A 25,829-nucleotide genomic window follows, 5' to 3' on the forward strand; every position below is an offset into this window, starting at 1 on the left:
CCTGCGTCCGGCCCCGTACGAACCGAACAACCATTCGCTTTCGGAACCGTGACCCGGTTAAACGTCACCGCACCGGGAGGCCGGTGACGGCTCGGCCGATGATGAGGCGCTGGATCTCGCTGGCGCCCTCGAAGATGGTGAAGATGGTGGCGTCGCGGTGCCAGCGCTCGACCGGGTATTCGCGGGTGTAGCCGTTGCCGCCGAGGATGCGGATGGCGTTCTGGGTGACCCAGGTGGCGGTCTCGCTGGCGAAGAGCTTGCTCATGGAGCCCTCGGCCTGGGCGAAGTCCTTGTCGTTGCGGGCCATCCAGGCGGCGCGCCAGACCAGCAGGCGGGCGGCGTCGATGCGGGTGGCCATGTCGGCGAGGGTGAAGGCCACGGACTGGTTCTCGGCGAGGGGCTTGCCGAACTGCTCGCGCTGCACGGCGTAGTCGCGGGCGTACTCGTAGGCGGCGCGGGCGCAGCCCACGGCCATGGCGCCGACGCTGGGGCGCGAGGCCTCGAACGTCTTCATCGCGGCCTGACCCTTGGAGCGGCGGCCCTCGCGGGCGCGGGCCAGGCGCTCGTCCAGGCGCTCCTTGCCGCCCAGCAGGCAGCGGCCGGGCACGCGGACGCCGTCGAGGACGACCTCGGCGGTGTGGGAGGCGCGGATTCCGTGCTTGGAGAACTTCTGGCCCTGGTGCAGGCCGGGGGTGCCGGGCGGGACGACGAAGCTGGCCTGGCCGCGCGAGCCCAGCTCGGGATCGACGGAGGCGACCACGACGTGCACGTCGGCGATGCCGCCGTTGGTGGCCCAGGTCTTGGTGCCGTGGAGCACCCACTCGTCGGTGGCCTCCTCGTAGGTCGCGCGGGTGCGGATGGCGCTGACGTCGCTGCCGGCGTCGGGCTCGGAGGAGCAGAACGCGCCGAGCTTGATGTCGTCGGCGGTGCCGAACATCTGCGGCACCCACTCGAAGAGCTGCTCCTGGCTGCCGTTGCCGGCCACGGCGACGGCGGCCAGCGCGGTGCCGGTGATCGACAGCGCGATGCCGGGGTCGCCCCAGTACAGCTCCTCGAAGGCGACGGGGATGCCGACGCCGCTGGGCTCCAGCCACTGGTTGGCGAAGAAGTCCAGCGAGTACAGCCCGATCTTGGCCGCCTCCTGCAGGACCGGCCAGGGGGTCTCCTCGCGCTCGTCCCACTCGGCCCCCGCCGGGCGGATGACGTCGCGGGCGAAGCCGTGCGCCCAGTCGCGGACGTCGCGGACGTCCTCGTCGAGTTCGAGGCTGAACCCGGTGGCGGGGCTGTCGGCGGTCTCGCTCATCTGCACTCGTCCTAACTCGTCGGGATACTGCTGCTGGGCCCCGGCGGCCGGGCGGGGGCGGCGGGGGTGGGGAGGTCGCCGCCCGGCCGGACCCGGCGCCGGGCCGACCAGGCGAGTGTTACCAACGGTAACATGGGCGATCGCAGCTCGAAAGCACCCCCGGCGCCGCCGCGCCGTCCCGCCGGCCAGCGACGCCGGCGCGGCCCTCATCCGGCGGCGGCACCCGCGCCCTCGGCAGCGGCACCCGCGGCCGCGGCGCCCTGGGCGGGGTCGTCCGCCCACTCGGCGCGCAGCCGCGACGGCGTGCAGCCGGCCAGGTCCGCGCACTCGCGGCTGAAGTGGGCCTGGTCGTAGTAGCCGCAGTCGGCCGCGACCTCGGCGAAGGAGACGGGCCCGGGAACGCGCAGGCGCGCGAGCGCGGCCCGGAAGCGCAGAATGCGTGCCATGGTCTTGGGCGGCAGCCCGACCTGCTCGCCGAACCCGGCGGCGAGCAGGCGGCGGCTGCGGCCGGTGTCGCGGCACAGCTGCCCCACGCCGGCCCGGCCGCGGCTGGCCGCCAGCACCGACCACGCCCGGGCGATGTCGGGGTGCGGCAGCGCGGCCGTGTCCAGGCGCCCCAGCAGCGCGGCGTCGAGGAGGGCGAAGCGCTCGCTCCACGCGGGCGCCTCGGCGATGCGCTCGACCAGACCGCCGGCGCCCGGGCCCAGCGCGTCGGCCAGGTCGACGACCTCGCGGGCGTAGACGCGGGCGGGCGCGCCCAGCAGCGCGTAGGCGCCCAGCGGGGACAGGTTGAGCTCGATGCCGCTCTGGGCGCCCGCGTCGGCGGTGAAGGCGGCGGTGTCGTGCACCCCGGCCACGAACCCCGTGGCCTCGCGCGCCCGGTGGCAGGCGCCGGGCCCGCGCGAGACCCAGCCGACGTCGAACGAAGCACCCAGGTTGAGCACCACCGTGACCACGCCCATCGGCGGCTCGCGCCGCCACACCGGGCGCCCGGCGTCGTAGCGGTAGCCCCAGTAGGCCTGGAGCAGCGGCGCCAGGGCGGCGTGGGGCCGGCCCGCGGTTAACTCCAGCGCGGGTTGCACACCCGCGCCTGCGCTGTGGGCCATCGCCCCTCCCTCCCCCGGGACCGCCTCGGACCGTGCCGCGGGCTGTCGCGGCGGCCCCCGCCCGCGGCCCCGCTCTCCCGCGAGCCGCACCCGCCCACCGGCCACCCGGCCACCCGGCCACCCGCGGTCTGACCACCAGCATCGCCCGCCCCGGTGACATTCGGGCAAAGTGCGGCCCCGGACCGCGGCGCGGTCCGGGGCCGGCGGCGTACATCGGCGCGGCCGGGCCTACTCCTCGGCGTGGCGCTCCAGGAAGGTGTAGACGTCGGTCTCGTCGACACCGGGGAAGGTGCCCGAGGGCAGCGCCGAGAGCACGTGGGAGTGGGCGCGCGCCGAAGGCCAGACGTGGCCCTCCCAGCGGGCCGCGAGGTCGCCGGGCGGCCGCACGCAGCACTCGCCGGTGGGGCAGTTGGACTTGGTGCGGTTGGTGGTCTCGCGCCCGCGGAACCAGCGCGACTCCTTGTAGGGCACGCCCAGGGTGATCGCGAAGTTGCGCTCGCGGCTGGGGTCGACGTGGGCCACGCACCAGTGGGTGCCGTTGGGCTTGTCGGTGTACTGGTAGTAGATCGAGTACCGGTCCGGCGAGGCGAAGACCTGGCGGCCCGACCAGTAGCGGCACATCCGCTGGCCCTCGATGGCGCCGGTGTCGTCGGTGGGGAAGATCAGCCCGTCGTTCTCGTAGGCCTTGTAGATGATCCCGGTCTCGTCGTTGCGGATGAAGTGGCAGACCAGGTCCAGGTGGCGGTTGGCCAGGTTGGTGAACCGGTGCGCGGCCATCTCGTAGGAGACCGAGTACACGTCGCGCAGGTCCTCCACCGACAGGTCGCGCGCCTTCTTGGCCCCCTGCAGGTAGGGCACCGCGGTGGCCTCGGGGATGAGCACGGCCGCGGCGAAGTAGTTCGCCTCCACCCGCTGGCGCAGGAAGTCGGCGAAGTCGCGCGGCTGCCCGTGGCCGAGCACGAAGTGGCCCAGCGTCTGCAGCAGGATCGTGCGCGGGCTGTGCATGCCCAGCGACTCCCGCTTGAGGTAGAGCCGCCGGTTGCGGGTGTCGGTGACCGAGCGCACGGAGCGGGGCAGGTCCTGCACGTAGCGCAGGGTGAAGCCGTGGTGGGTCACCATCGACAGGATCTGGCCCTGGGAGAGCGCGCCGCTGCTGTAGCCCACCGCGTCCAAAGTCTCCTGGGCGGCCTTCTCGATCGCCTCGAAGTAGTTGCCGCGCTCGCGCATCTGGCGCCGCAGGTCGGCGTTGGCCCTCCGCGCCTCCTCGGGGGTGGCGGTGGGCTTGATGCTGCGCCGCTTGAGCTCGTCGTAGAGCCCGACGATGTGTTCGAGCACGTCGTTGGGCACGCGCTTGCCGACCTTCAGGTGCGGCAGGCTCAGCGACTGGTAGACGGGGTCGCGCTGGGCTTCCTCGACCGCGATCTCCAGTTGCGCGCGCCGGCTCGGGGGCTGGCGCGAGAGCAGCTCCTCCACCGAGACCCCCAGCGCCTGTGACAGCGAGGTCAGCAGCGAGAGCTTGGGTTCGCGCTTGCCGTTCTCCAGCAGCGACAGCTGCGAGGGCGCCCGGCCCACCCGCTCGCCCAGGTCGGAGAGGGTCAGGCCGCGCGTGCGGCGCAGATGCCGCAGTCTCTGGCCAAAGGTGACCAGATCCAGGTCGCCCGGCAAAGACGGTATTTCTTCAGTCCCGAAGTACGCCATGGGTTCATGGTAGGGAAAGATGTACAGATCTTCACCCCAGAAGGCCTCGAAAAACCCTGGATCTTTGCCAAGAATCGTAGTTACCGGCGGGGAACATAGCCGCGGCAGGGCGCAGAGCCCGTGCCCGGCCACCCCGGCCGACACGACTTCCAGGGGATACACGTAAGGCGGTGACAGGCCATGAGCATCAGCGGTCGTCAGCAGGAAGCGGCAGCGGCGCTCCGGCAGGAGTGGGAGACCGACCCGCGCTGGTCCGGCATCGAGCGCACCTACTCGGCCGAGGACGTGGTCCGGCTTCGCGGCTCGGTCACCGAGGAGCACACGCTGGCCCGCCTCGGCGCCGAGCGGCTGTGGAAGCTGCTGCACACCGAGGACTACGTCAACACGCTGGGCGCCCTGACCGGCAACCAGGCCGTCCAGCAGGTCCGCGCGGGGCTGAAGGCGATCTACCTCTCCGGATGGCAGGTCGCCGCCGACGCCAACCTGGCGGGCCACACCTACCCCGACCAGAGCCTGTACCCGGCCAACTCGGTGCCGCAGGTCGTCCGGCGCATCAACAACGCGCTGAAGCGCGCCGACGAGATCACCTGGTCCGAGGGCGACGAGGACGCGCCCTACTGGATGGCGCCGATCGTCGCCGACGCCGAGGCCGGCTTCGGCGGTGTCCTCAACGCCTTCGAGCTGATGAAGGGCATGATCGCCGCCGGCGCCGCGGGCGTGCACTGGGAGGACCAGCTCGCCTCCGAGAAGAAGTGCGGCCACCTGGGCGGCAAGGTGCTCATCCCCACCGGCCAGCACGTCCGCACGCTCAACGCCGCCCGGCTGGCCGCCGACGTCGCCGGGGTGCCGTCGCTGGTCATCGCGCGCACCGACGCCCAGGCCGCGACGCTGATCACCAGCGACGTCGACGAGCAGGACGCGCCGTTCATCACCGGCGAGCGCACCGCCGAGGGCTTCTACCGGGTCCGCAACGGGCTGGAGGCCTGCGTCGCCCGCGGCCTGGCCTACGCGCCCTACTCCGACCTGCTGTGGATGGAGACCTCCACGCCCGACCTTGAGGTGGCGCGCCAGTTCGCCGAGCGCATCAGGGCGCAGTACCCCGACCAGATGCTCGCCTACAACTGCTCGCCGTCGTTCAACTGGCGCCGCCACCTGGACGACTCCACCATCGCCAAGTTCCAGCGCGAGCTGGCCCACATGGGCTACAAGTTCCAGTTCATCACCCTGGCCGGGTTCCACTCGCTGAACCACTCGATGTTCGACCTGGCCAAGGGCTACGCCGAGGGCGGCATGAGCGCCTACGTCAAGCTCCAGGAGCGGGAGTTCGCCGCCGAGGAGCGCGGCTACACCGCCACCCGCCACCAGCGCGAGGTCGGCACCGGCTACTTCGACCTGGTCAGCACGGCGATCACGCCTGAAGGCTCGACCACCGCTCTCACCGGCTCCACCGAAGAGGACCAGTTCTCAGCGGCTCACTGATCTGGTCCTCGTCCGCCGACGGCGGCCCGCCCCGCTTTCGTGGCTGGGGCGCGGCGGGTCCGCCGTCCCCTCCGCCGGCCCCGCGGCATCCGTGTCACCCGCGGGGCCGGCGGCTTCTCCCTGCGCGCCGCCGGAGCCGGATGCGGGGGTCCCCCCGCACGCGCCCCCGCCTGCATGCGGGCGGGCGCGCGGGGCGTGCGATCATCGGACCATGCCCGAGCCCACCTCCGACGAGCGCGACCGGCGGTTCACCGACGACGGCTCCGAGCCGCCGCCACCGCCGCCGGAGGCCCCGGCCCTGCTGGCGGCGGCCCCACTGACGCGGCGGATGCTGGCCGGCGAGGTCCTGCTGGTGCTGGCTCTTTCGCTGGCCGCCTCGGCGGTGGCAGCGCTGATCTCCTTCGTCGGCTCGCTGACGGCACCGGAGGAGCTCGCCCAGCAGACGGCCAGCCTGGTCGGCTCGCAGGCCTCGGCCGAGCGGCCCTGGCTGGACCTCTCCCGCCAACTCGCCTCCCTGGTCTTCTCGCTGGCCCCGGTGGCACTGGTGGTCTACCTGCTGCACCGCAGCCGCGAGTCGGCGCGCACCATCGGCTTCGACGCCACCCGCCCGGGGCGCGACCTGCTCGGCGGCGCCGCCCTGGCCGCCGTGATCGGCGGCGGCGGGCTGGTGGTGTACCTGGTCTCCTACCAGCTCGGCCTGTCGGTGACCGTCGCGCCCAGCTCCCTCAACGAGCACTGGTGGGCGGTACCGGTGCTGCTCCTGCAGGCCGTCAAGAACGGCGTGCTGGAGGAGGTCATCGTGGTGGGCTACCTGATGCTGCGCCTGGACCGGCTGGGCTGGTCCCCGATGCGCGCGGCGGTGGCCAGCTCCCTGCTGCGCGCCTCGTACCACATCTACCAGGGCGTGGGCATGTTCTTCGGCAACCTGGTGATGGGGCTGGTGTTCTGCTGGTTCTACCGCCGCTACGGCCGCGTGATGCCGCTGGTGGCCGCCCACTCGCTCATCGACATCGTGGCCTTCGTCGGCTCGGTCTACCTGATCGGCCACGTGGACTGGCTGCCGACCGGCTGAGCCGCGTGAGGCGGCGCGGCGGCGGGGTTGGCGACGGCACCCGCTCCAGCGGCGCTTCCCGGCCCTCTCGGCGCCGGTTCTCACGGGACTCTCCCGATCCTGCTCCGCCGAGCGAACACCGAGCCCGGCGAAACGGGGCGATCCGCCCCTTCGCCTCCGCATCGCATCGGCGGGAGACCGGCGCGCGCTAGGGGCCGGGGCGCACGACCGTCCACGCGCACGACGCGCAGATGACGACCGAAAGCGCGATGGCGACCGCATGCAGCCAGACCGCGCCCTTCGAGTCGAGGATGTCGGCGTACTCCGGGTTCGCCGGATCGTAGGCCACGGTGACGTGCTGGCCGGTGTGTACCGTGCGGACAGCGCTCTTGATCTTGGGCCTCACCTCGACCGCGCGGCCGTCGACGGTCTCGAATCGGAAGGCGATGTCGATCGTCTTGTCCACGCCGGGACCCTCCGACGTCCGGACGACCCTGTTGCTCCGCTCCGCGGAGACGACCGTCCCGGGCACGCGGGTCCCGTTCCGGCGCAGCCGCAGGAGCGCCCGGAGGTTTCGCACCTCGAACACCGCCAGTGACGCGAAAGCCGCTGTCAAGAGAACGAGCCATCCCATGCGTGCCAAGCCACCCCTCTTCGCCTCCCGCCCGTTCGCCTACCACCCGTTCGCCGAGCGCCCGGCGATACGACCGTCCGCGTCGGCACGGCAACTGCGCACAGCGTGCCAGCAAGGGCCGAGCGAGGCAATGGGAGCGCTTCCATTCACCTACGGGGACGCACCGCGCCCGGCCGCGCGAACGCCTCCGCGGCCTACTCGGGCAGCGAGTCCTCCAGGTAGCGCGGGCGGCCCAGCAGGAGGCCGACCGCCAGGTTCGCGGTGACCATGACCGCGACCAGCAGCAGCGGGGCGTGCCAGCCGCCCGTCAGCTCGTGCAGCATGCCGAACAGGAACGGCCCCGCGCCGGCCATCAGGTAGCCGATGCTCTGGCTGGAAGCCGACATCGCGGCGGTGGCACCGGAGGTCCGTGTGCGCACCGCGAAGAACGTCAGCGCCAGCGTGAACGCGGCCATGCCGATCCCGATCAGCGTTGTCCACACCCAGGTCCCCTCCAGCGGGGACACCCACAGCCCCGTCAGCCCGGCGGCATAGCAGGCGAAGAAGACCGCGACGAACGCGCGGTGGTCGCGCACGCGCGCCATCAGCCCCGGCAGCACGAGGGACAGGGGGATCGCCAGCGCCGTGAGATAGGACAGCATCAGCCCCGCCTCGGCCGCGCTCATGCCCTCGTCGCGCAGCATCTCGGCGTACCAGCCGAACATGATGTAGGCGACCGCCGACTGCGTGCCGAAGTACAGCACGCTCTGCCGGCCCATGGCCGTGCGCAGCACCCGGCCCAGCGCCACCGGGGTCGAGCCGGAGCTGCGCGGGGGCTCGTGGCGCAGCAGCGCCAGCCACGGGACCAGCGCCACCAGACCGAAGGCGCCGTAGACGCCCAGCGCCAGCCGCCAGCTGCCGCTCGCCTGCAGCACCGGCACGGTCGCCGCGGCCGCGACGGTGGTGCCCAGTGCGAGGAACGTGGTGTAGACGGTGGTCATCGCGCCCACGCGCTCGGGGAAGTGCTGCTTGACCAGCGTCGGAAGGAGCACGTTGCCCACGGCGCCGCCCGAGAGCGCCACCGCGCTCAGCGCCAGGAACGGCAGCGGGGCGTCGACCAGCGTGCGGGTGGACAGGCCGAGGGTGAGCGCCAGCAGCGCGGCGGCCAGCAGGCGGTGCTCGCCGAGCCTGCGGATGAGCATGGGCGTCAGCGAGCCGAACAGGGCGAAGCACAGCACCGGTAGCGTCGTCAGTACGCCCGCCACGGCCGCGGACATGCCCAGGCCGCTGCTCACCTCGGTCAGCAGCGGGCCGACACTGGTGATGCCGGTACGCAGGTTCAGCGCGGCCAGCGCCACACCGGCGACGAGCAGCCACACGACGTGGCGGGGGCGTCGGCCGGCGGGCACGGAGGAGCCGCCTTCGCCCGCCGACTGCGCGGCGGTCTCAGCTGAGGCGCCGGACACGCTTGCCTCCAGGACATAGAGATGGGATCACAGGATCTACATCATGACCGTAACGCATTCGGCGCGAGTGCCGCCTAGCGGCCGGATCTGATCTAAGCTCCCGCCTAAAGCGCCCGCACATCCGACCGGCCATGCCGCCTGTGGCCGCCACCCGTAGGAGGTAATCGCGTGCCTCTCGCTTCGACGCGCCGCACCGGCCTCGTCGACCAGGTCATCAGCCAACTGCGCGCCCAGATCGACTCGGGCGAGTGGGGCATCGGCGACCGCATCCCCACCGAGTCCGAGCTCTCCGACCAGCTGGAGGTGGGACGCAACACCGTCAGAGAGGCGGTCCGCGCGCTGGCGCACGCCGGCCTGCTGGAGATCCGCCAGGGCGCGGGCACGTTCGTGCGGGCCTCCAGCGAGCTGGGCGGGGCGCTGCGCCGCAGGTTGGAGCGCTCCCGGCTGCGCGAGAACCTGGAGGTGCGGCGGGCACTGGAGATGGAGGCCGCCCGACTGGCCGCGATGCGCCACACCGACCAGGACCTGGCCGACATCGAGCACGCCGTGGCGCTGCGCGACTCCGCCTGGAACGAGGGCGACATGGCCGCCTTCGTCGAGGCCGACTTCACGTTCCACCGCACGATCGTCCACGCCACGCACAACCCGCTGCTGGTCGACCTGTACGACGACATCGCCCAGGCGGTCTACGACAGCATCGCCCACACCGCCTACGGCCTGCCCGGCTCCGACTCCGAAGAGGGAAGCGCCGGCACCGGCATCGACCACAAGGGGCTGGCCGACGCCGTGCGCGAGGGCGATCCCGACCGTGCGCTTCGCGAGGCGGCCTGCTACCTGGACGAGCTGCTGTCCCTCGCGGGCGAGTGAAGGAGAAGGCTGGAGCCCACCCGCCACATCGCCTCCAGCAGCTCGGCGCGCGGCGGATCGCCGTCGCCGCTGAGCGCCTCGGCCATCAGCTCGCGGAACGCGCCCAGGGTGGCGGCCGCGGCCAGGCGGGGTGAGAACGAGCCGTCCAGCTCCCCCTCGCGCTGCGCCTTGGCGATGCTGCGCGCGGCGATGTCGACCTGGCGCGCCAGGCGCTCGGCGTCGGTCTGCGCCGCGGCGGGTTCGCGCAGCCGCCGCCCGATGATCATCCGGCCCAGCGGGGCGTCGCACAGGAAGTCGATCTCCCGGCCCAGGCGCGCGTGCTCGCGTTCGGGCCAGCTCAGCGAGTCGTCGAGCCGGGTGTTGAAGACCTCGAAGTCGTAGCCGTCGTAGAAGTCGTCGACGACCGCGGCCACGAGACCGTCCTTGCCCGCGTAGTAGCGGTAGAGCAGCCCGGCCGAGACACCGGTGCGGCGGGCGACCGCGGCCACTTCGAGCGTGCCGCCGCCCTCCAGGATCTCCGCGCGCGCACCGGCCAGCAGCCGCGCCCGGGTGGCCCGCCCGCGCGCCGAAACGGCGCCGCCGGCACCGACCGCGCCCGCGGCGCCGTCGCCGCCCGCATCCGAATCGTCGCTCATCGTGGTCACCGGCTCCGTGGATCTACCGAGGTTCTGCTGAGACCGCCGCACCAGTCTGCCGGTAGCGCGCGTCGTGCGGATGCGTGTAGCCGGATCCGGCCGCGCCCCTTCGGTTCACGCGCATCCGTACGAGGCGAGCGGAGCTTTCGCTCTGCTGCTCACCGGGCTCATCCGTCGCCGGGAGGGGCGAGGGCGGGGATGTACGGGCGCACCCGCGGCGCGCGCCGGAGCGGGCGGCGCCTGCCGTGCGGCGGGGACGGCAGGGGTTGCGGGGGCAGTGGCGGCAGCGTGTGGTTGGCCGCCTCTGGGTTGCCGCAGTAGCCGCAGGCCTCGCGCCCGGGTTCGTTGGCGCGGGTACACAGGCGGCAGTCCCACGCGGGTGTCCGCCGGTCGGTTCGTGCCGGTGTGTGCTGTTCCATGACTCACTCCGAGGGCATGCGCGGCGGCGGGACGCGGTCGGGCGGGAAGTCGAGCAGGCGCTCCATGCAGATGTGGGACTCAGAGCCGAGCGTGGGGGCGAACCGGCTGCCGGTGCGGTTGAGGTACGGGCGGAGGCTGGCGTAATAGGCGCCGAAACCGCCGTCGTCGTTCCGCGACGCCCAGACCCGGTACATGGAATTGACCCGGTTGAGGTCGATGAGTCGGATTTGTATTTCTCGAGGAAAGTCGGAGTAGTCGTCGGGTGCCATGGGGACTCCTTCCTTTTTCGGAGATCGCTGATGTTCACAGCATCCGATCTCGACCTATCTCTCGGCTACCTGTCACTACCGACGTGGGCAGACTTCTGTTACCGGGTATTGCTGGGAGGTAGTCGGGTAGTACAGGGTTCTGGCATGGACCTTAGGTTCGGCTTGGAAGTGCGCCGCCTCCGAGAAGAGGCGGGACTTTCCCAGACCCAGCTCGCCCGGAAGGTGCCGATTTCCCAGTCGCAGGTCTCCGCGATCGAACGCGGCGCAAAAGGGACGACTGCGTCTCAAGCGATGCGGCTCGACACCCTGCTCAACGCCGGTGGAAAGCTGGTGAGGAGATGGGAGGACTCTCAACGCAAGGCACGCAGGTACGCCGACTGGTTCGCCGGAATAGCGGTGACGGAACGGGAGTCGGCCGAGATCCGGGAATACTGTCCGCTGATCGTCTCCGGACTTCTGCAGACGAAGGCCTACTCCCGTGTGGTCTTCCGGCAGGGGCGTCCCCTCGATACTGAGGAAGAGATCGAAGAACGCGTCAAGGCGCGCATGGAGCGCCAGGAGGTGCTCTACCGGGATCGGCCGCCGCTGCTACGGGTGATCATCGAAGAGCACGTCCTCTACCGTCCGATCGGCGGTAAAGACGTCATGGCCGCCCAGCTCGATCACCTGCGAGCCATGGCCGAGCGGCCGCACGTCCAGATCCTCATCGTGCCGATGGAGTCGGAGACGTGTCCGGGCCAGGACGGCGGGTTCCTACTATTCACCGTGCCCAAGAAGGGCGTGCTCGCATTCACGGAGACGAAGGTCAGCGGTCACCCGTCGGACCACCCGGACATAGTCAGCTCCTATCAGACAGTCTTCAGCGACCTCGCAGCGGTGGCGCTTCCCCCTTCCGCATCGCTGCGCCTTATCAGGGAGAATCTCAACCATGATCAACAGTGAATGGGGCAAGAGTTCCTACAGCGAAGGTGCCACCAACTGCGTCGAGTGCCGCTCTGATGAACACTCCGCCCAGGTCAGAGACACTCAGCACCGCGACCACGGGCACCTGACCTTCCCCCCTCATGAATGGGCCGCCTTCGTCGGCGAACTCCACTCCCTCTGACCGTCCCCCCTCGCGCCGTCCGCCCTCGCGCCGGCCGGCACCCGCCAGCGCCCCCGGCACCTCTCTGCCGGGGGCGTTCTCCTGCCGAGGCCTTTCCCTTCTGTTCGGCGGTCTCCGCCCGCTTCTGCCAACCTCCGCGGTTCCGGCGTCCCGGATCTGCTCCGCAGGGCCGTGCCATGAGCTCGACCCGGCGAGGAGGGCACGGCACGGTGCGGGTGTATGTCGCGGTGTTCGGCCACGGGCTGGCCGCTTCTCGGAGTACCGCGCGGCCACGGCCGCCGGGGTCTTCACCAACAGCGTCTTCGGCGCGATCAACGCCATGGTGCGGCTGGCCGTCTTCGCCGCCCAGCCGCGCATCAACGGCTACACCGCCGCCGACGAAGTCACCCAGGTCTATGACGCCCAGGCGCTCATCGGCCCCACCGCGATCATGGGCCCGCCGTGACTACCGCGGGCGAGGCCGAGGGGCTGGCAAGACCTTCACCGTGGCCGAAGGCCGCTGCTGCGCCGCAGCCGGCGCCGCCGATCGAGGTGGACGGCGTGCGAACGGCGGCTGTCGAGGGACCGCGCCAGTGGCTTGAGCTGCACGGGAACCCCGCGAACGTGATCGCCGCGGTCACGCCCGATACCGGTCGCCGGCATCACGCTGCGCGAACCCGGCATCGAGGAGGTGTTTCGGCGAATCTACTCCGGAGCGTGACGGCGACGGTGTGTCACGGAGACTTCACCACAGCGTGACCATAACCTCGTCCTGCGGCCATACCGGGACCGGAGCATCACCTGCGGACATACCGCCCAACCGCAGCACGACCCTGCTGGAGGTCAGCCTTGTCCGTCACCACGAGACACCTTATCGCCACCTCCGCATCGCATTCTGCCCGGTCGCGCATGGCGCGCCGGCGCTTCCTGGGCATCGGCTCGGCCTCGGCCGCCGCCGTCGCGCTGGGCACCGGAGTGTTCTCCGCCACCGCCTCGGCCCAGTCGGCCGAACCGAAGGGCGACTACCCGTTCACCCTCGGCGTCGCCTCCGGCGAGCCCGCCGAGGACGGCGTCGTGCTGTGGACCCGCCTGGCGCCCGACCCGCTGGCCGCCGACGGCAAGGGCGGCATGCCGCCGCGCGAGATCACCGTCGAGTACCAGGTGGCGCTGGACTCCCGCTTCCGCCGGATCGTCCACCGCGGCAGCGCCGTCGCCGGACCCGAGCTCGGCCACTCGGTGCATCCCGAGGTCTCCGGCCTGTCACCGGGCCGGGAGTACTACTACCGCTTCCGCGCGATGGGCGACATCAGCCCGGTCGGTACGACCCGCACCGCTCCCCCGGCGTCCTCGATGGCCGGCTCCCTGTCCTTCGCGTTCGTCTCGTGCCAGAAGTGGGACCACGGCCACTACACCGCCTACAAGCACCTGGCCGAGGAGGATCTGGACCTGGTGCTGCACCTGGGCGACTACATCTACGAGTACCCCATCGAGGGCGACCTGCGCGGCGGCGTCCCCGACCACCTGCTCGTCGAGACCACCCGGCTGGAGCACTACCGGGTGCGCTACGCCCTCTACAAGTCCGACGAGCACCTGCAGAACGCCCACGGCCGCTTCCCCTGGCTGGTCACCCCGGACGACCACGAGGTCGACAACAACTGGGCCGACGAGCTCTCCCAGGACGACGACCCGCCCGCAAAGTTCCTGAGCCGGCGCGCCGAGGCCTTCCAGGCCTACTACGAGAACATGCCGCTGCGGCGCACCTCGATGCCCGCGGGCCCCGACATGGGCCTGCACCGCCGCATCGGCTACGGCCGCCTGGCCGACTTCACCATGCTCGACACCCGCCAGTACCGCGACAATCAGGCCTGCAGCGGACGGCTGGAGGAGGACTGCGACGCGCGTTTCGACCCCTCCCGCAGCATCCTCGGCGAGCGCCAGCGCGACTGGCTGCTCAACGGCTTCGGCGACTCGCCCGCGCGCTGGCAGGTGCTGGGCAACCAGTCGCCCATGACCCAGACCGACAACACCCCGGGCTCGGGCACCAGCGTCTGGATGGACCCCTGGGACGGCTACGCCGCCGACCGCGAGCGGGTGCTCGACGCCGCGACCCAGCGGGGCGTGCGCAACCTGGTGGTGGTCACCGGCGACCGGCACCAGAACTACGCGGCCGACCTGAAGGCCGACTACCGCGACGAGAACGCGCCGACCGTGGCCACCGAGTTCGTGGGCACGTCGGTCTCGACCAACGGCGACGGCGAGGACCTCGGCGCCGACGGGCAGCGCTTCCTGGAGGCCAACCCCCACTTCGCCTTCGTCAACGAGCAGCGGGGCTACGTGCGCTGCACCCTCACGCCCGAGCAGTGGCAGACCGACTTCCGGGTGGTGCCCTACGTGACCCGCCCGGGCGCACCCGTGTCGACCCGGGCGAGCTTCGTGGTCGAGGACGGCACCCCGGGTGTGACGGCGAAGCCGTGATCCCCCGCGGTGCGCCGCGCCGACTGCGCGCCGCCGAAGGCCCCCAGCGCCCGCCGCGCGTCCGGCGGAGGCCCCGGCGGCGCGTGGCGAGCCCGGGTGAGGCGAGGGGGCGGCGCCCGGCTCGCGGGGCGGGGGCCGCTCCGGCGGGCGCGGTGGTCAGCCCGCCCGCTCGGCGGAGCGGGCGGCCGGGGCCGCGGGCGCGCCCTCCCAGCCGGCCACGCGCGAGGGGTCCAGGTTGAGCAGGTCCAGCGTGCTCGCGCCGGCGGACAGCGCGTCGACCATCCGCTGCTCGGCGGCGACCGCCTCGACCGTGTCGGCGACGATGGCCGTGGCCCGCCCGCGCGGCAGGCACACGGTGCCGTCGTCGTCGGCCACGATCCAGTCGCCGCGGCGAACGGGCACGGGCGCGCGGCCGTCGTCGAGCCGGACCTCCCGCCCGACCTCGCCGCCGGCCTCGTGGCCGGGCGCGCGCACCGATACGCCCGCGCTGACCACGGGGACTCCGGAGCGGGCGATGGCGGCGACGTCGCTGACGCAGCCGTCGACGACGATGCCGCTGATGCGGCGCATGCGGGCCGCCACCGCCAGGATCTCGTCGACGTAGCCGTATTCGGGCTCGCCGGAGACGTCCACCACCAGGGCGGTCTCCGGTGCGGCCTGGGCGACGGCCACGTGCAGGGCGAGGTTGTCGCCGGGCGCGCAGCGCACCGGGAGCGCCGTGGCGGCGAAGGACGCCCCGGGCCAGACCGCGAAGAGGTGGGCCCCCAGCGGTCGGGCACCGCACCGTGTCAGCGCGGCAGTGCCCATCGCAGTCATGGTGTCCGCAAGCGCCACGTCAGCCTCCCATTGCAAGCGCGCCTCGCGGGCCGCTGCGCCTCATCGCACCCGGCGGGGCCCGTCCCCGGCCGCGGGCGGCGCTGCCTGGGAGAGCCGGGGCTCTCCCCTGCGACCCGACTGCTCTTATACTCATGGGTAACTTAACCGGCACGCAAGACGTGTGAAGCGGAAAATACAAAAATGCGCTACCGGCGGTTACACCCTCCGACCTCCACCGGCGGGCGCGCTCAGGCCTGCCACGGCGTCGAGAGCGGCGCGTGCCGCCCCCGCATCGTGCACGCGGAAGACCCGCGCGTCCTGCCATGCCGAGACCGCCAGCGCCGCCAGCGTGCCCGGCCCCCGCTGCTCCACGGGCGCGTCCAGGGTCTCGCCGATGAAGTCCTTGTTGGAGACCGCGACCAGGACGGGCCACCCGGTGGCGGCCAGCTCGCCCATGCGCCGGGTCAGCTCCAGCGAGTGGTAGGTGTTCTTGCCGAAGTCGTGGGTGGGGTCGATCAGCACCCGGTCGGGGCGCACGCCCAGCGCGACGGCGCGGCGCGCCAGGCCCGTGACGGTCTCCAGGACGTCGGCGACCACGTCGGCGTAGTGCACGCGGTGCGGGTCGGTGCGCGGCGCCAGGCCGCCGGTGTGGCTGCACACCAGCCCGGCCCCGGCCTCGGCCGCCACTCGCGCCAGGTCGGGATCGGCGCCGGCCCAGGTGTCGTTGACCAGGTCGGCGCCCGCCTCGGCGCAGGCGCGGCCCACCTCGGCGCGCCAGGTGTCCACCGAGATCACCACCTCGGGGTGGCGTGCGCGCAACTCGGCCACGAACGGGGCGGTGCGCTCGATCTCCTCGGCGGCGCCGACGTGGGCGCCGCGGCCGGCCTTGACGCCGCCGACGTCGACGATGTCGGCGCCGCTCGCCACGGCGGCGTCGGCCGCGGCGAGCGCGGCGCCCCAGTCGTAGGTGGCGCCGCGGTCGTAGAAGGAGTCGGGGGTGCGGTTGATTACCGCCATCACCGCGTGGCTGCCGGGGCCGAACTCGCGTCCGCGCAGACGCAGCACCCCTCCCGGCGCCGCCTCGTCGCTCATCGCCCCCCGCTGCTGCCCGTGTGCCCGTGTACCGGTGCGCCCGCCGGCCGCACCGCCGCCCCTGCGGCGCGGGCGCGTCCCCGCCGCGAAGCCGCTCGCGGCGGGGACGACCGAAATCCGCGCCCGGGGCCGGAGCGCTCAGGCGGCCGGTGCGGCGTCGCCGCCGTAGCGCTCCTTGGTCACCGCGAGATGCTCCCAGGTCTCGACGTAGGTGACGTCCGAGCAGGCGCGTACGGCCTCCAGGGCCTCCACCAGCGCGGGGCGGTCGGCGGCGCTGGCCGAGCCGATGACGTCGTAGCGCCCGAAACCCGTCGCGAGGAAGGAGACCCCTGACAGGCTACCGAGCCGTGCCGCCACCGCGCCCGAATCGCCGCGGCAGCGCAGGCCGAAGCCCACCTGCTCGCTGGCGCCCACCGCGGCCGGTTCGGCGATGGCGGTGACGTGGATGACGCCGGCCTCGATCAGCCGCACCACGCGCGAGCGCGCGGCCGCCTGCGAGAGGCCGACCCTGCGGGCCAGCTCCGCGTAGGACGCGCGCCCGTCGCGCTGGAGGTGGCGGACCAGCCGCCAGTCCAACGGGTCGATCGCCACGTCGCGCAGCTCGCGCACGCTGCTGTAGGCGTCCTTGGCGATCTGCCCGCCGCGGAAGGCCTCGGCCCCGGTGACCCCGCTCAGCGAGCGGAGCGCCCCCAGCTCCTTGGCCAGCGCCTCGTCGTCGCGAACCCGGACGTGGGCCACCACCGGGAAGCGCCCGGCGGTCTGCGCGGCGAAGACCACGGCCTCGCGCTCGGCCAGCTCCTCCAGCAAGGGGCCCACGGGGCCCGAGACGCGGAAGGATACGTGTGCGAACACCTCCATCCCCAATACACCGGCGTGCAGCACTCCCACGATCCGGATGGCGCCCGCGCCGACCAGCTGCTTGACGCGCGCCCGCACCGCTGTCCGGGACAGCCCCACTCCGTCGGCGAGTGCCTGGTATGTCGCTCTTCCGTCCCCCTGCAGCGCTCTGATCAGCGCCGCGTCGACCGCATCGAGCACGATTGCATGCCTTTCCCTCACATGACGGCGCCCCTTCCCCCCGGGCGCCGCCCCCTCCTGCGGCCAGATCATGGCAGTTGTTGCGACGGTTAACTACTGATCACGAAAGAAACAAGGACGACTTTGACCGTCCATCCCCGGAGATCCGGACAACGAGCCGGGTATACCGACATCCCGGGCACGTAACAAACATGCCGTGGTCGGCCCCTCGTGTGCGAACAACTCCGGCAAAGCGAGACACTGTTCTGCGGCATGTTCGGCGCCGTGCGCGGTAGGAGAGGAACGACGTCCCACCGCCCGACGACTCCTGTCGTCGACGGCGCCTCGGGGACGGGGCAGTAAGAAGGGGAGTCCATGGCATACAAGGGAGATCCGCCGGACCGGGGGACGTCCGAGTCCGCCTCCCGGCCCGCGAACACCTGGCGGGCGCTGCTGTGGACTGCCGGATCGCTGCCCCTGCCCGGCCTGGCCCACCTGCGCATGGGGCGCCGCGTCCCGGGCTGGACCATCCTGGGCTGCTACCTGGTGCTGATCGCCGCGGCCGCCGCGGGGGCCTTCGCGATCAACGGCGACGCCCTGCGCGGCGCGCAGCTCGCGGTCCAGGGGCGCTGGCTGTTCACCGCGGCCGCGGTCGCCTTCGCGATCGCGGTGCTGTGGATGACCGTGATCGTGCACTCGTGGGTCATCCTGCGGCCGCCGGGCTCGCGCAGGCTCGCCCGCGCGACGGGCGGCCTCGTGGTCCTTGCGCTGTGCCTGGCGGTGGCCGTCCCGGCGGCGGCCGTGCTGCGCACCACCTACACCGCCTACGACACGATCAACTCCGTGTTCGGCCCCGAGCCCGAGGGCGAGCCGCACGACGAGGCCGACCCGTGGACCGGGCGCGACCGGGTCAACGTGCTGCTGCTGGGCGGCGACGCCGGCAGCAACCGCTACGGGCTGCGCACCGACTCCATGATGGTCGCCAGCATCGACGTGCACCGCGGCGACGTGGTCCTGATCGGGCTGCCGCGCAACCTGGAGAACACGCAGTTCCCCGAGGGGACGGCGCTGGCCGAGCGGTACCCGCCGCCCTACGGCTTCGACGACCTGCTCAACGAGGTCTACCAGACGGTCGCCGAGAACCCGAAGAAGCTGGCGATCGACCCGTCGGCCCAGGACCCGGCCGCCGACACCCTCAAGCGCGTCATCGGCAACCTCGTCGACCTGGACCTGGACTACTACGCGCTGGTGGACATGCGGGGCTTCGCGTCGCTGATCGACGCGATCGGCGGCATCGACGTGCACATCGACGAGCCCATCCCCTACGGCCAGGAGGGCGACGTCCTGGAGGCGGGCGACCAGCACCTCGACGGCTACGAGGCGCTGTGGTACGGCCGGAGCCGCACCAACAGCGACGACTACGCGCGCATGGGCCGCCAGGGCTGCCTGCTGATGTACGTCGCCGAGCAGACCGAGCCGACCACGGTGCTGACCAGCTTCCAGGAGCTGGCGGGCGCCACCAAGAAGACGCTGCGCACCGACATACCCCAGTCCAAGGTGCCGGCCTTCATCGACCTGGCCGACCTGGTCACCGACAAGGGGCGGATGTCGACGCTGCAGCTTTCCCCGCCCCAGGTCAACACCGCCCACCCCGACTGGAAGAACATCCGCTCACTGATCGCCGACGCCATCCGCGAGCAGGAGGACGCCCAGTCGGCGCGGCAGGAGGCCGAGGAGAACGGCGACGACGAGGTCCCCTCGTCCTCGCCCACGCCCACGCCCACTGGCGGCGCCTCCGACGAGCAGACCGGCCAGGACGAGCAGACCGAGTGGCAGGAGTACACCGGCCTGGACGAGCCCTCCCCGCCGCCCGGCCGCCAGGTCGGCGAGGACGCCACCGCGCTGGAGGCGCTCTGCCCGTGACCCGCGGCGCCGGCACCCCGGGGCCGCCGGTCCGCTGCGGCCGACGGCCCCGCTGCGCCGCGCGGGCCGCGGGCGCCTCCCGGCCCCCGGCACCGCCGTCCACGGTTCGACGGGCCGCAGCGCGAGGGGCGGGGACCGGGGGCGTCGATGCTCCAGCGGCGCGCGCTCGAACCCGGCGCCGGCGAGCATGCCCGCCGGTGACTCACCGGGTCCGGTCGAGCTGTGTGCTGCCCGCCCGCGCACGTCAGGCTCACCCGCTGGACCCGGCCCGGGTGTCCCAGACGCCGGTTGCGGCCGTCTCGTGCGCATACTCCGCGAAGTCGCGGGGCGAGCGGCCGAGAACGCGCTCGACGGTGTCGGTCACGGCGGCTCTGCGCCCGTCGAAGACCTCGGCCATCAGGCCGGCCAGTTGCGTCGCGTACTCGGCCGGCACGCCTCGTGCGGTCAGGGACGAGATGAAGTGCTCGGGTGTGACCGGCATATAGCGGACATCCCTGCGGGCCGCCCGCGCGATCTCGCCGACGGCCTCGGCGAAAGTGAGCAGTCGCGGTCCGGTCACGTCGTGGATCCGGCCGCCATGGCCGTTCCCGGTCAGCGCCGCGACGGCGACATCCGCGATGTCCTCGGCGTCGGTGAACGGTTCCGCGACGCCCCCGGCCGGAAGCGCGACCACACCGGCCCGGACCGACTCAGCGAGGAACGCCTCGCTGAAGTTCTGGGTGATGAACCCCGCCCGCACGACGGTCCACTCCGCCCCCGAGTCCCGCACCGCCTGTTCGCACCGCTCGGCCTCGCCGGCACCGCGGTCGGCGAGCAGGACGAGGCGCCGGACGCCGCAGTCCACTGCCAGGTCCGCGAAGGAGCCCACGGTTGCGGCCGCTCCGGGGAACGCCGCGTCAGGATAGAAGGCCACATAGGCCGCGTCGATGCCGTGCAGCGCGGGTTCCCACGTGGTGTCGTCCTGCCAGTCGAATGGCGTATCGGCGCGCCGTGAGCCGACCCGTACCGGAACGTCGTGCGCCAGGAGTCCGGACGCGACACGCCGTCCGGTCTTGCCCGTCCCCGCGAGGACCAAGGTCGTCTGAGCAGTAGGTGTCATGATCCGCAGTCCACCGCAGCGCCGGGCCGAAGGCCATGATCGAGGCTCGCAGGTCCATAAGGGTGCGTCTTAAACTGCTCCGGTGGACCCCTTGTCGATCCTGCTCGACGGCGCCAGGGCCAGGGGCGCGTTCGTGCTACGGACTATCCAGAGCTCGCCGTGGTCGGTACAGGTACGCGACCGGGCGCCGCTGAACGTCGTGGCGATCCTGAGCGGGACGCCCTGGGTGGTCCCCGGTGCCGGCGGTGCGGTCCGACTGGAGCCGGGCGACATCGCGGTGATGCGCGGCCCCGACGCGTTCAGCTTCGCCGACGATCCACGTACTCCGACCCAGGTGGTCGTTCGGCCCGGCCCCCGGCGGACGACCCCCGCCGGTGCGGAACCGGCCGAGGTCGCGGACACGGGGGTGCGCACCTGGGCCAACGGCATGCGGACCGGTGATGACGGCGCGGACGGCTCGTCGGTGCTGCTGATCGGCAAGTACCGCCGACCGGGCGAGATCGCCGCGCGCCTGCTCAGCGCGCTGCCTCCGCTTCTGGTCGTCCCCGGGGCCGCCCACGGCGAGTCCGCGCTGGTGTCGCTACTCGCCGAGGAGACCGTACGCAACGAGCCCGGTCAGGACCTCGTCCTCGAACGGCTTCTGGACCTCCTGCTGGTCGCCGTCCTCCGCGCACGGTTCACCCGGTCTGATGCCGAAGCGCCACACTGGTACCGGGCAGACCAAGATCCCGTCGTCGGACCCGTCCTGCGGCTCATACACGCCCACCCGGACCGCCCCTGGACCGTGGCCGGGCTCGCCGGGCGGACCGGGGTCTCGCGAGCGACGCTGGCCCGCCGCTTCACCGACCTCGCCGGCATCCCGCCGATGGCCTACCTCACCGAGCGGCGGATCGACCTGGCCGCCGATCTCCTCGAGAACTCCGACGCCACGATCGAATCCATAGCCCGGCAGACGGGTTACGGCAGCGCGTTCGCGTTCAGCGCCGCGTTCAAACGAGCCCGCGGGATCAGTCCGCAACGCCACCGCAACCGGTCGTGACCGCCGGTCGGGCCACCCATGTCGGGCGCCCACGCTCACCGGCACCCACCGGAAGAGCCACGGCGAGCCGCGAAGGCAAAGGAGAGGTCGCCGCCGGGTTCACCCGCACCCGACCGCCGCCCGACCCGACCCGCCGACCACCGTCTGCCGGGTGCTCTCAGGCCGAGAACCTCCCGTAGCGCCCCCGCTGATAAAGCAGCGGGCGATCGGCCTCAGGCGACACTCGGGCCTGGGCGACCCGGCCGACGACGAGCCAGTGGTCGCCGACGGCCAGCACGTCGTGCTTGCGGCAGAGCAGGTGGCCGATCGCGCCCTGCAGCAGTGGTAGGGCGTCGGGGCCCTGCTGCCAGCGCGTGGGCGGGGCGAACCGGTCGACGCCGCGGGTCGCGAAGCGCGAGGCGACCTCCTGCTGGTGCTCACCGAGGATGTTGACCGCGAAGCAGGGCGCCTCGCGCAGGCCCGGCCACGTCGAGGAGCCGTCGCCGATGTAGAAGGAGACCAGGGGCGGGTCCAGGCTCACACTGGTGAAGGAGGTGGCGGTGACCCCGACCGGGCCGTGCGGCGCCTCGGCGGTCACCACGACCACGCCCGCGGCGTGCGCCCCCATGACGCGGCGGAACCCGTCAGCGGCGACTGCGCCCTCCTGCGGGAGCCGCCCCGACCTCCCGGGCTCCGAGCCGGCTTCCGCCTCCGCCGATCTGCGCAACGCGCGCCTCCATCCGTGGTCCGGGCCGTCGTGGTGGGCGTACGCCCTCGGCCGCCGTCGCAGACGTCCTACGTCCGGTCAGCCTCCCGTGCGGGCGCGCTATTCCCGCGGAACTCCTCATGTGCGCAGGTTCTCACACGGCGGGGTCGGCGGCCTCGGGCCGGACCGGCGGAGCACGAGGTCGGAGGGAGGTCACCGGGGGTGGCCGGTTTCGCTCACAGCGAAACACCGGGCATCGACCCGCATGCTCCGCGGAAGCCCGCACGTTGGCGGCCTCCACCAGCCCCGCTCGGGCTCGCCGGTGACGCGCCGCAACCGGTTGGAGCGCGACTTCGCCCACCAGGCCGACTAAAGTCCGGAATATGCCCACTCCCACCTCCCGGGGCCGCCGTGTCCTGGTGATTCTGGCGGTCCTGGCCCTGTGCGGAGGCGGGCTGGCAGCGGTCGGCCCCTGGCTGCTGGCGCGCGCGGGGATCGACGGAACAGCCCTACCGTGGGCCGACCCCTGCTCGGTGGACACCGCCGACGGCACGGTCATGCTGTCGCTGGAAGACGCGCGCCTGGCCACCACGGCGGTGGCGCTGCGGGCCCGCGGCGCCGAGGCGCCCGACACCCCGGGTATCGACAGCGCGGTGCTCAAGCGGCTGCGCGACGGCCCTCCCGCCGGTCCCGGTCCCAGTCTGACCTGCCGTGCCTCCTCGCCCGAGGGGCTGCAGGAGCAGGACCTCACGGAGAGCGGGCTGACACCGCGCGCCCAGGAGGTGCTCGACTCCGTGACCGAGGTGTTCGGCACCATGAGCGTCGGCGGCTACGAGCCCGGCGGCGTTTCCAGCGGGCACGGCGAGGACTCCGCGCATTACGAGGGCCGCGCCATCGACTTCTTCTACCGCCCCGTCAGCGAGGAGAACAGGCGCGAGGGGTGGCTGCTGGCGCACTGGCTGGTCGCCCACGCCGAGGAGCTGCACGTCGCCAACGTGATCTTCGACGACAAGATCTGGAATTCCCGCGGCTCACGCGGCGGCTGGTGGCCCTACCAGGCCCCCGACCCCGACAACGCGATCCTGCGCCACCTCGACCACGTCCACGTGGACGTCTGGGAGGCGTGAATCGGCGGCCCCGGTGGGCGTCGAAGGCCGCGAGGAACCGGCGCAGAAGGCGGTCGGCCCCTCGACCGTCCCGGCCGCGGCCGGCGGCGCCCGCAGCCGGGACGACGCGCCCGCCCCCTCCCCCGCGCGCAGCCGCTGGGTCAGCACGTTCCGGCCCCTGCCGAGCAGCCCTTGGCGCGGGCCGGCGAGCCGATTCGGCGCCCCCGCCGAGGCCACGGTCGCCTGCGCGACCCCGCGATCCTCGGCCCCGTCATCACCGCCTTCCACACCGACTGAGCACACGCCGGAGCCCGGACCCGCCGGTGCGAGTCGGCACCGCCGGGCGCAGCCGCACGCAGGGAACATCGACGTCGCCAGCGTGCAGTCACCCGTCCAGCGTCCGCCGCGAGGCACGTGCTCCGGGCACTCAGCGCCCGGCGGAGACGGCGTGCCCGTCCGCCGGCGCCTGCCGGGCGGCGCCGTCGGCGCCGCCCCGTGCTGCCGTGCGCACGGCCCGCGCCGCCACCGCGAGCGGGGCGAGGGCGGCCACCGCCACCAGTCCGGCGGCCACGGCGAGCGCGCTCATCCCGGCGGCCTCGATGACACCGCCGCCGACGATTCCGCCCAGGCCCATGCCCAGCCACACCACGGAGACGTTGAACGCCACCACCGAGCCGGCGGCCTCGGGCGCCGCGTCGAGCAGCTTGGCCTGAACGGCGGGCAGGATGCCCCAGCCGCCCAGACCCCACAGGGCCAGCGCCATACCGGTGAGCATGACCGAGCCCCCGACCAGGGGCAGCGCGACCAGCCCCGCGCCCAGCAGCGTCAGCGCGATGAGCATCGCCCAGAGGGCGCCGATGCGGTCGGTCACCCAGCCGGCGCCGGTGTTGCCCAGCGACCCGGCGACGCCGTAGACCACCAGCAGCACGCTCACCGTCTGGGGAGCGGGGTCGCCCACGTGCGACAGCAGCGGGACCGCGAACGTGTAGGCGGCGAAGTCGCTGACGGAGGCCAGGAGGGAGACGGCGAGCACGGCGGGGACGAGCACGCCCTTCAGCGCGCCGAACCCGGTGCGCAGCGGTACGCGGGGCACGCCGCCGCTGCGGGGAAGCGCCCGCAGAGTGGCCAGCGCGCCCACGCACAGCAGGCCGATGCCCGCGTAGACCCCCTGGTGGCCGAGCGGGCCGGCGAGCATCACGCCGGCGGGCACGCTCAGCACCGTGGCCAGCGTGGACCCGGTCACCACCAGCGCGACGGCGCTGCCGCGCCGGTGCAGCGGTGCCAGGTCGGCGGCCATCACGATGGCGGCGGGGGCGTACAACGCGGCTCCGACGGCCGCGAGCACCCGGGCGGCCGCCAGGGTGGCGAATCCGGGCGCGAGCGCGGTGAGCACGTTGCCCACGGCCGACAGCACGAGCGCGGCGGCCAGCAGCCGCCGCCGGTCGCTGTGCCCGAACAGCGCCGAGAGCACAGGCGCAGCCACGCCGTAGGTGAGCGCGTAGACGGTGACGAGCTGCCCGGCCGCAGAGACCGCCACGCCGGTATGGGAGGCCACGTCGGCCAGCATTCCGGCGATGACGTAGGCACCGGTGGCCACGGCGAAATTGCCCAGTGCGAGGGAGAGGATCCTCACCGGCATGGCGGCTCCTGCGGACAGTGGAGAACGACGGGTGGAAGGCGCGACGCATCCGCTGGGAGCGCACGGCACCGCCGCCGCGTTGGGGTCGGCGGTATTCGGGCATGCCGAACAAGCCGACGGTTCAGCGCCGACGAGCCACCGGTTTCCGGGCAGGACGAACGGACCCGGGATCCGTGCCGCGCAAGGCGGTCGGATTCGGGCGTGGGCTGCCGGGGCTGCGCACCGGTTGCGGATATGCGGATACGGGGTGTGTGAGAACGCCGCGGCGCGGACACGGTCCGATGCGTTCCGCTCGGCCGAGGGGCCGACCGAGTCGGGACGTCGCTGCCCGTGGACGACGCACGCGTGTGCGCCGACTCGTCTCAGGATTCTCCGGCGCGGAGGCCTCCGCGCCGAAGGGGTGAAGCCGCCCGGTCGGCCCGCGGACGCGGACCGTCTCGACCGTGCGGCGAATCCACGCTAACAGGGCGAAAATCCCCTATGCGACCTGCGAACGCTCCGCTTTCCGTGTCGCGTGCCACACCCCGCGCGCGGCCGTCGCCCGGTGCCGCGCGACGGCGCGCCGCGCCGTCCGAGGCCCCCTTGCGCGAACGCCTGCGCGACCGGGCGCGAGCCCGCCGGAGGGCGGCGGGAGAACGTCCGAAGCGCGGGGAAGCGCGGCCGCGGGCGTTTCCGCATCCGGCGCGAAGGCGCCGCCGGGAGCCTCCTCCCGCCTCTCCCCGCCTTCCCAACCTCCCGACTCCCCCGCTCACCCCCGTCCTTCCGCACCGCCGAAGCCACCGCGCCGCCGAGACCACACCCCCCGCCCCGCTGTCCCGTTCATCCCGGTGAAACGCATTCCCGCCCACCCCCGGCGATCCATTGGTGCCACCCTGCCCGCGGCCGACAACGCAGGTACAGCGGCCGACAAGCCGCATCCGGCGGCCCGGCGAGCGGAACACGGGCAG

The 25,829-nt window shown here is 72.8% G+C and carries 22 protein-coding genes and 1 pseudogene; 10 read left to right on the forward strand and 13 right to left on the reverse strand.

Annotated features, from left to right (window positions below):
* Positions 1 to 64 precede the first annotated feature (64 nt).
* The 3 genes from ABD284_RS18340 to ABD284_RS18350 form a co-directional block, all read right to left on the reverse strand.
* Positions 65 to 1,303, reverse strand: a complete 1,239-nt coding sequence (locus ABD284_RS18340; RefSeq protein WP_344145054.1) for an acyl-CoA dehydrogenase family protein — start codon at positions 1,301 to 1,303, stop codon at positions 65 to 67.
* 206 nt (positions 1,304 to 1,509) lie between these two features.
* Positions 1,510 to 2,409 carry a helix-turn-helix domain-containing protein gene (locus ABD284_RS18345; protein WP_344145056.1) on the reverse strand — a complete coding sequence of 300 codons (900 nt, stop codon included), beginning with the start codon at positions 2,407 to 2,409 and terminating at the stop codon, positions 1,510 to 1,512.
* Between the two features lie 228 nt (positions 2,410 to 2,637).
* Positions 2,638 to 4,074 (reverse strand): helix-turn-helix domain-containing protein, encoded by a 1,437-nt coding sequence (locus ABD284_RS18350; RefSeq protein ID WP_344145180.1) that lies wholly within the window; start codon positions 4,072 to 4,074, stop codon positions 2,638 to 2,640.
* Positions 4,075 to 4,287: 213 nt separating this feature from the next.
* On the opposite strand from ABD284_RS18350, the gene aceA reads away from it, so the two are divergent.
* Positions 4,288 to 5,586, forward strand: coding sequence for an isocitrate lyase (gene aceA / locus ABD284_RS18355; RefSeq protein WP_344145058.1), 1,299 nt, complete (start codon positions 4,288 to 4,290; stop codon positions 5,584 to 5,586).
* A 211-nt stretch (positions 5,587 to 5,797) separates the two neighbouring features.
* Positions 5,798 to 6,658: a CPBP family intramembrane glutamic endopeptidase gene (locus ABD284_RS18360; RefSeq protein WP_386699674.1), complete on the forward strand. Its 861-nt coding sequence runs from the start codon at positions 5,798 to 5,800 to the stop codon at positions 6,656 to 6,658.
* Positions 6,659 to 6,845: 187 nt separating this feature from the next.
* Here ABD284_RS18360 and ABD284_RS18365 read toward each other — a convergent pair whose 3' ends face one another.
* Together ABD284_RS18365 and ABD284_RS18370 are read right to left on the reverse strand one after the other, a co-directional pair.
* Positions 6,846 to 7,271 carry a DUF3592 domain-containing protein gene (locus ABD284_RS18365; protein WP_344145060.1) on the reverse strand — a complete coding sequence of 142 codons (426 nt, stop codon included), beginning with the start codon at positions 7,269 to 7,271 and terminating at the stop codon, positions 6,846 to 6,848.
* Positions 7,272 to 7,465: 194 nt separating this feature from the next.
* A complete protein-coding gene (locus ABD284_RS18370; protein ID WP_386699675.1) occupies positions 7,466 to 8,716 on the reverse strand; it encodes a CynX/NimT family MFS transporter in 1,251 nt (416 codons plus the stop codon).
* Between the two features lie 168 nt (positions 8,717 to 8,884).
* On the opposite strand from ABD284_RS18370, the gene ABD284_RS18375 reads away from it, so the two are divergent.
* A complete protein-coding gene (locus ABD284_RS18375) occupies positions 8,885 to 9,583 on the forward strand; it encodes a FadR/GntR family transcriptional regulator (protein ID WP_344145062.1) in 699 nt (232 codons plus the stop codon).
* On the opposite strand, the gene ABD284_RS18380 is transcribed toward ABD284_RS18375, so the two are convergent.
* A complete protein-coding gene (locus tag ABD284_RS18380) occupies positions 9,547 to 10,218 on the reverse strand; it encodes a TetR/AcrR family transcriptional regulator (RefSeq protein ID WP_344145064.1) in 672 nt (223 codons plus the stop codon). The genes ABD284_RS18375 and ABD284_RS18380 overlap by 37 nt on opposite strands.
* Positions 10,219 to 10,640: 422 nt before the next feature.
* Positions 10,641 to 10,907 (reverse strand): hypothetical protein, encoded by a 267-nt coding sequence (locus tag ABD284_RS18385; protein WP_344145066.1) that lies wholly within the window; start codon positions 10,905 to 10,907, stop codon positions 10,641 to 10,643.
* A gap of 144 nt (positions 10,908 to 11,051) precedes the next feature.
* On the opposite strand from ABD284_RS18385, the gene ABD284_RS18390 reads away from it, so the two are divergent.
* The 4 genes and pseudogenes from ABD284_RS18390 (at position 11,052) to ABD284_RS18405 (ending at position 14,466) form a co-directional block, all read left to right on the forward strand.
* Positions 11,052 to 11,849, forward strand: coding sequence for a helix-turn-helix domain-containing protein (locus tag ABD284_RS18390; RefSeq protein ID WP_344145068.1), 798 nt, complete (start codon positions 11,052 to 11,054; stop codon positions 11,847 to 11,849).
* On the forward strand, positions 11,836 to 12,012 hold the full coding sequence (locus ABD284_RS18395) for a DUF397 domain-containing protein (protein ID WP_344145070.1): 177 nt from the start codon (positions 11,836 to 11,838) through the stop codon (positions 12,010 to 12,012). The genes ABD284_RS18390 and ABD284_RS18395 overlap by 14 nt, the downstream gene beginning before the upstream one ends.
* 209 nt (positions 12,013 to 12,221) lie before the next feature.
* Positions 12,222 to 12,451: pseudogene (locus ABD284_RS18400) on the forward strand (ABC transporter permease); the annotation flags it as partial.
* A gap of 449 nt (positions 12,452 to 12,900) precedes the next feature.
* Positions 12,901 to 14,466: an alkaline phosphatase D family protein gene (locus ABD284_RS18405; RefSeq protein ID WP_344145072.1), complete on the forward strand. Its 1,566-nt coding sequence runs from the start codon at positions 12,901 to 12,903 to the stop codon at positions 14,464 to 14,466.
* Positions 14,467 to 14,622: 156 nt separating this feature from the next.
* Here ABD284_RS18405 and ABD284_RS18410 read toward each other — a convergent pair whose 3' ends face one another.
* From ABD284_RS18410 to ABD284_RS18420, 3 genes are all read right to left on the reverse strand, one after another.
* On the reverse strand, positions 14,623 to 15,273 hold the full coding sequence (locus tag ABD284_RS18410; protein ID WP_344145074.1) for an RraA family protein: 651 nt from the start codon (positions 15,271 to 15,273) through the stop codon (positions 14,623 to 14,625).
* A gap of 225 nt (positions 15,274 to 15,498) precedes the next feature.
* Complete coding sequence (gene folP, locus ABD284_RS18415; protein ID WP_344145076.1) at positions 15,499 to 16,374, reverse strand: dihydropteroate synthase; 876 nt, start codon at positions 16,372 to 16,374, stop codon at positions 15,499 to 15,501.
* Between the two features lie 138 nt (positions 16,375 to 16,512).
* Complete coding sequence (locus tag ABD284_RS18420; protein WP_344145078.1) at positions 16,513 to 17,412, reverse strand: Lrp/AsnC family transcriptional regulator; 900 nt, start codon at positions 17,410 to 17,412, stop codon at positions 16,513 to 16,515.
* A 354-nt stretch (positions 17,413 to 17,766) separates the two neighbouring features.
* Between ABD284_RS18420 and ABD284_RS18425 the strand changes: the two genes are divergently transcribed.
* Positions 17,767 to 19,314, forward strand: a complete 1,548-nt coding sequence (locus ABD284_RS18425) for an LCP family protein (protein WP_344145080.1) — start codon at positions 17,767 to 17,769, stop codon at positions 19,312 to 19,314.
* Positions 19,315 to 19,564: 250 nt separating this feature from the next.
* On the opposite strand, the gene ABD284_RS18430 is transcribed toward ABD284_RS18425, so the two are convergent.
* Positions 19,565 to 20,413, reverse strand: coding sequence for a Rossmann-fold NAD(P)-binding domain-containing protein (locus ABD284_RS18430; protein WP_344145082.1), 849 nt, complete (start codon positions 20,411 to 20,413; stop codon positions 19,565 to 19,567).
* A gap of 82 nt (positions 20,414 to 20,495) precedes the next feature.
* Here ABD284_RS18430 and ABD284_RS18435 point away from each other — a divergent pair, with 82 nt between their 5' ends.
* Positions 20,496 to 21,452: an AraC family transcriptional regulator gene (locus ABD284_RS18435; protein ID WP_344145084.1), complete on the forward strand. Its 957-nt coding sequence runs from the start codon at positions 20,496 to 20,498 to the stop codon at positions 21,450 to 21,452.
* A 157-nt stretch (positions 21,453 to 21,609) separates the two neighbouring features.
* Here ABD284_RS18435 and ABD284_RS18440 read toward each other — a convergent pair whose 3' ends face one another.
* Positions 21,610 to 22,158, reverse strand: coding sequence for a flavin reductase family protein (locus ABD284_RS18440; protein ID WP_344145086.1), 549 nt, complete (start codon positions 22,156 to 22,158; stop codon positions 21,610 to 21,612).
* Between the two features lie 362 nt (positions 22,159 to 22,520).
* Between ABD284_RS18440 and ABD284_RS18445 the strand changes: the two genes are divergently transcribed.
* Positions 22,521 to 23,264 carry a VldE C-terminal domain-containing protein gene (locus ABD284_RS18445; protein ID WP_344145088.1) on the forward strand — a complete coding sequence of 248 codons (744 nt, stop codon included), beginning with the start codon at positions 22,521 to 22,523 and terminating at the stop codon, positions 23,262 to 23,264.
* 406 nt (positions 23,265 to 23,670) lie between these two features.
* On the opposite strand, the gene ABD284_RS18450 is transcribed toward ABD284_RS18445, so the two are convergent.
* The gene (locus tag ABD284_RS18450) at positions 23,671 to 24,882 is read right to left on the reverse strand and encodes an MFS transporter (protein WP_344145089.1); all 1,212 of its coding nucleotides are present in this window, start codon (positions 24,880 to 24,882) and stop codon (positions 23,671 to 23,673) included.
* Positions 24,883 to 25,829 lie beyond the last annotated feature (947 nt).

Origin of the sequence: Streptomonospora arabica, assembly GCF_039531585.1 — a bacterium.
GTDB lineage: Bacteria > Actinomycetota > Actinomycetes > Streptosporangiales > Streptosporangiaceae > Streptomonospora > Streptomonospora halophila.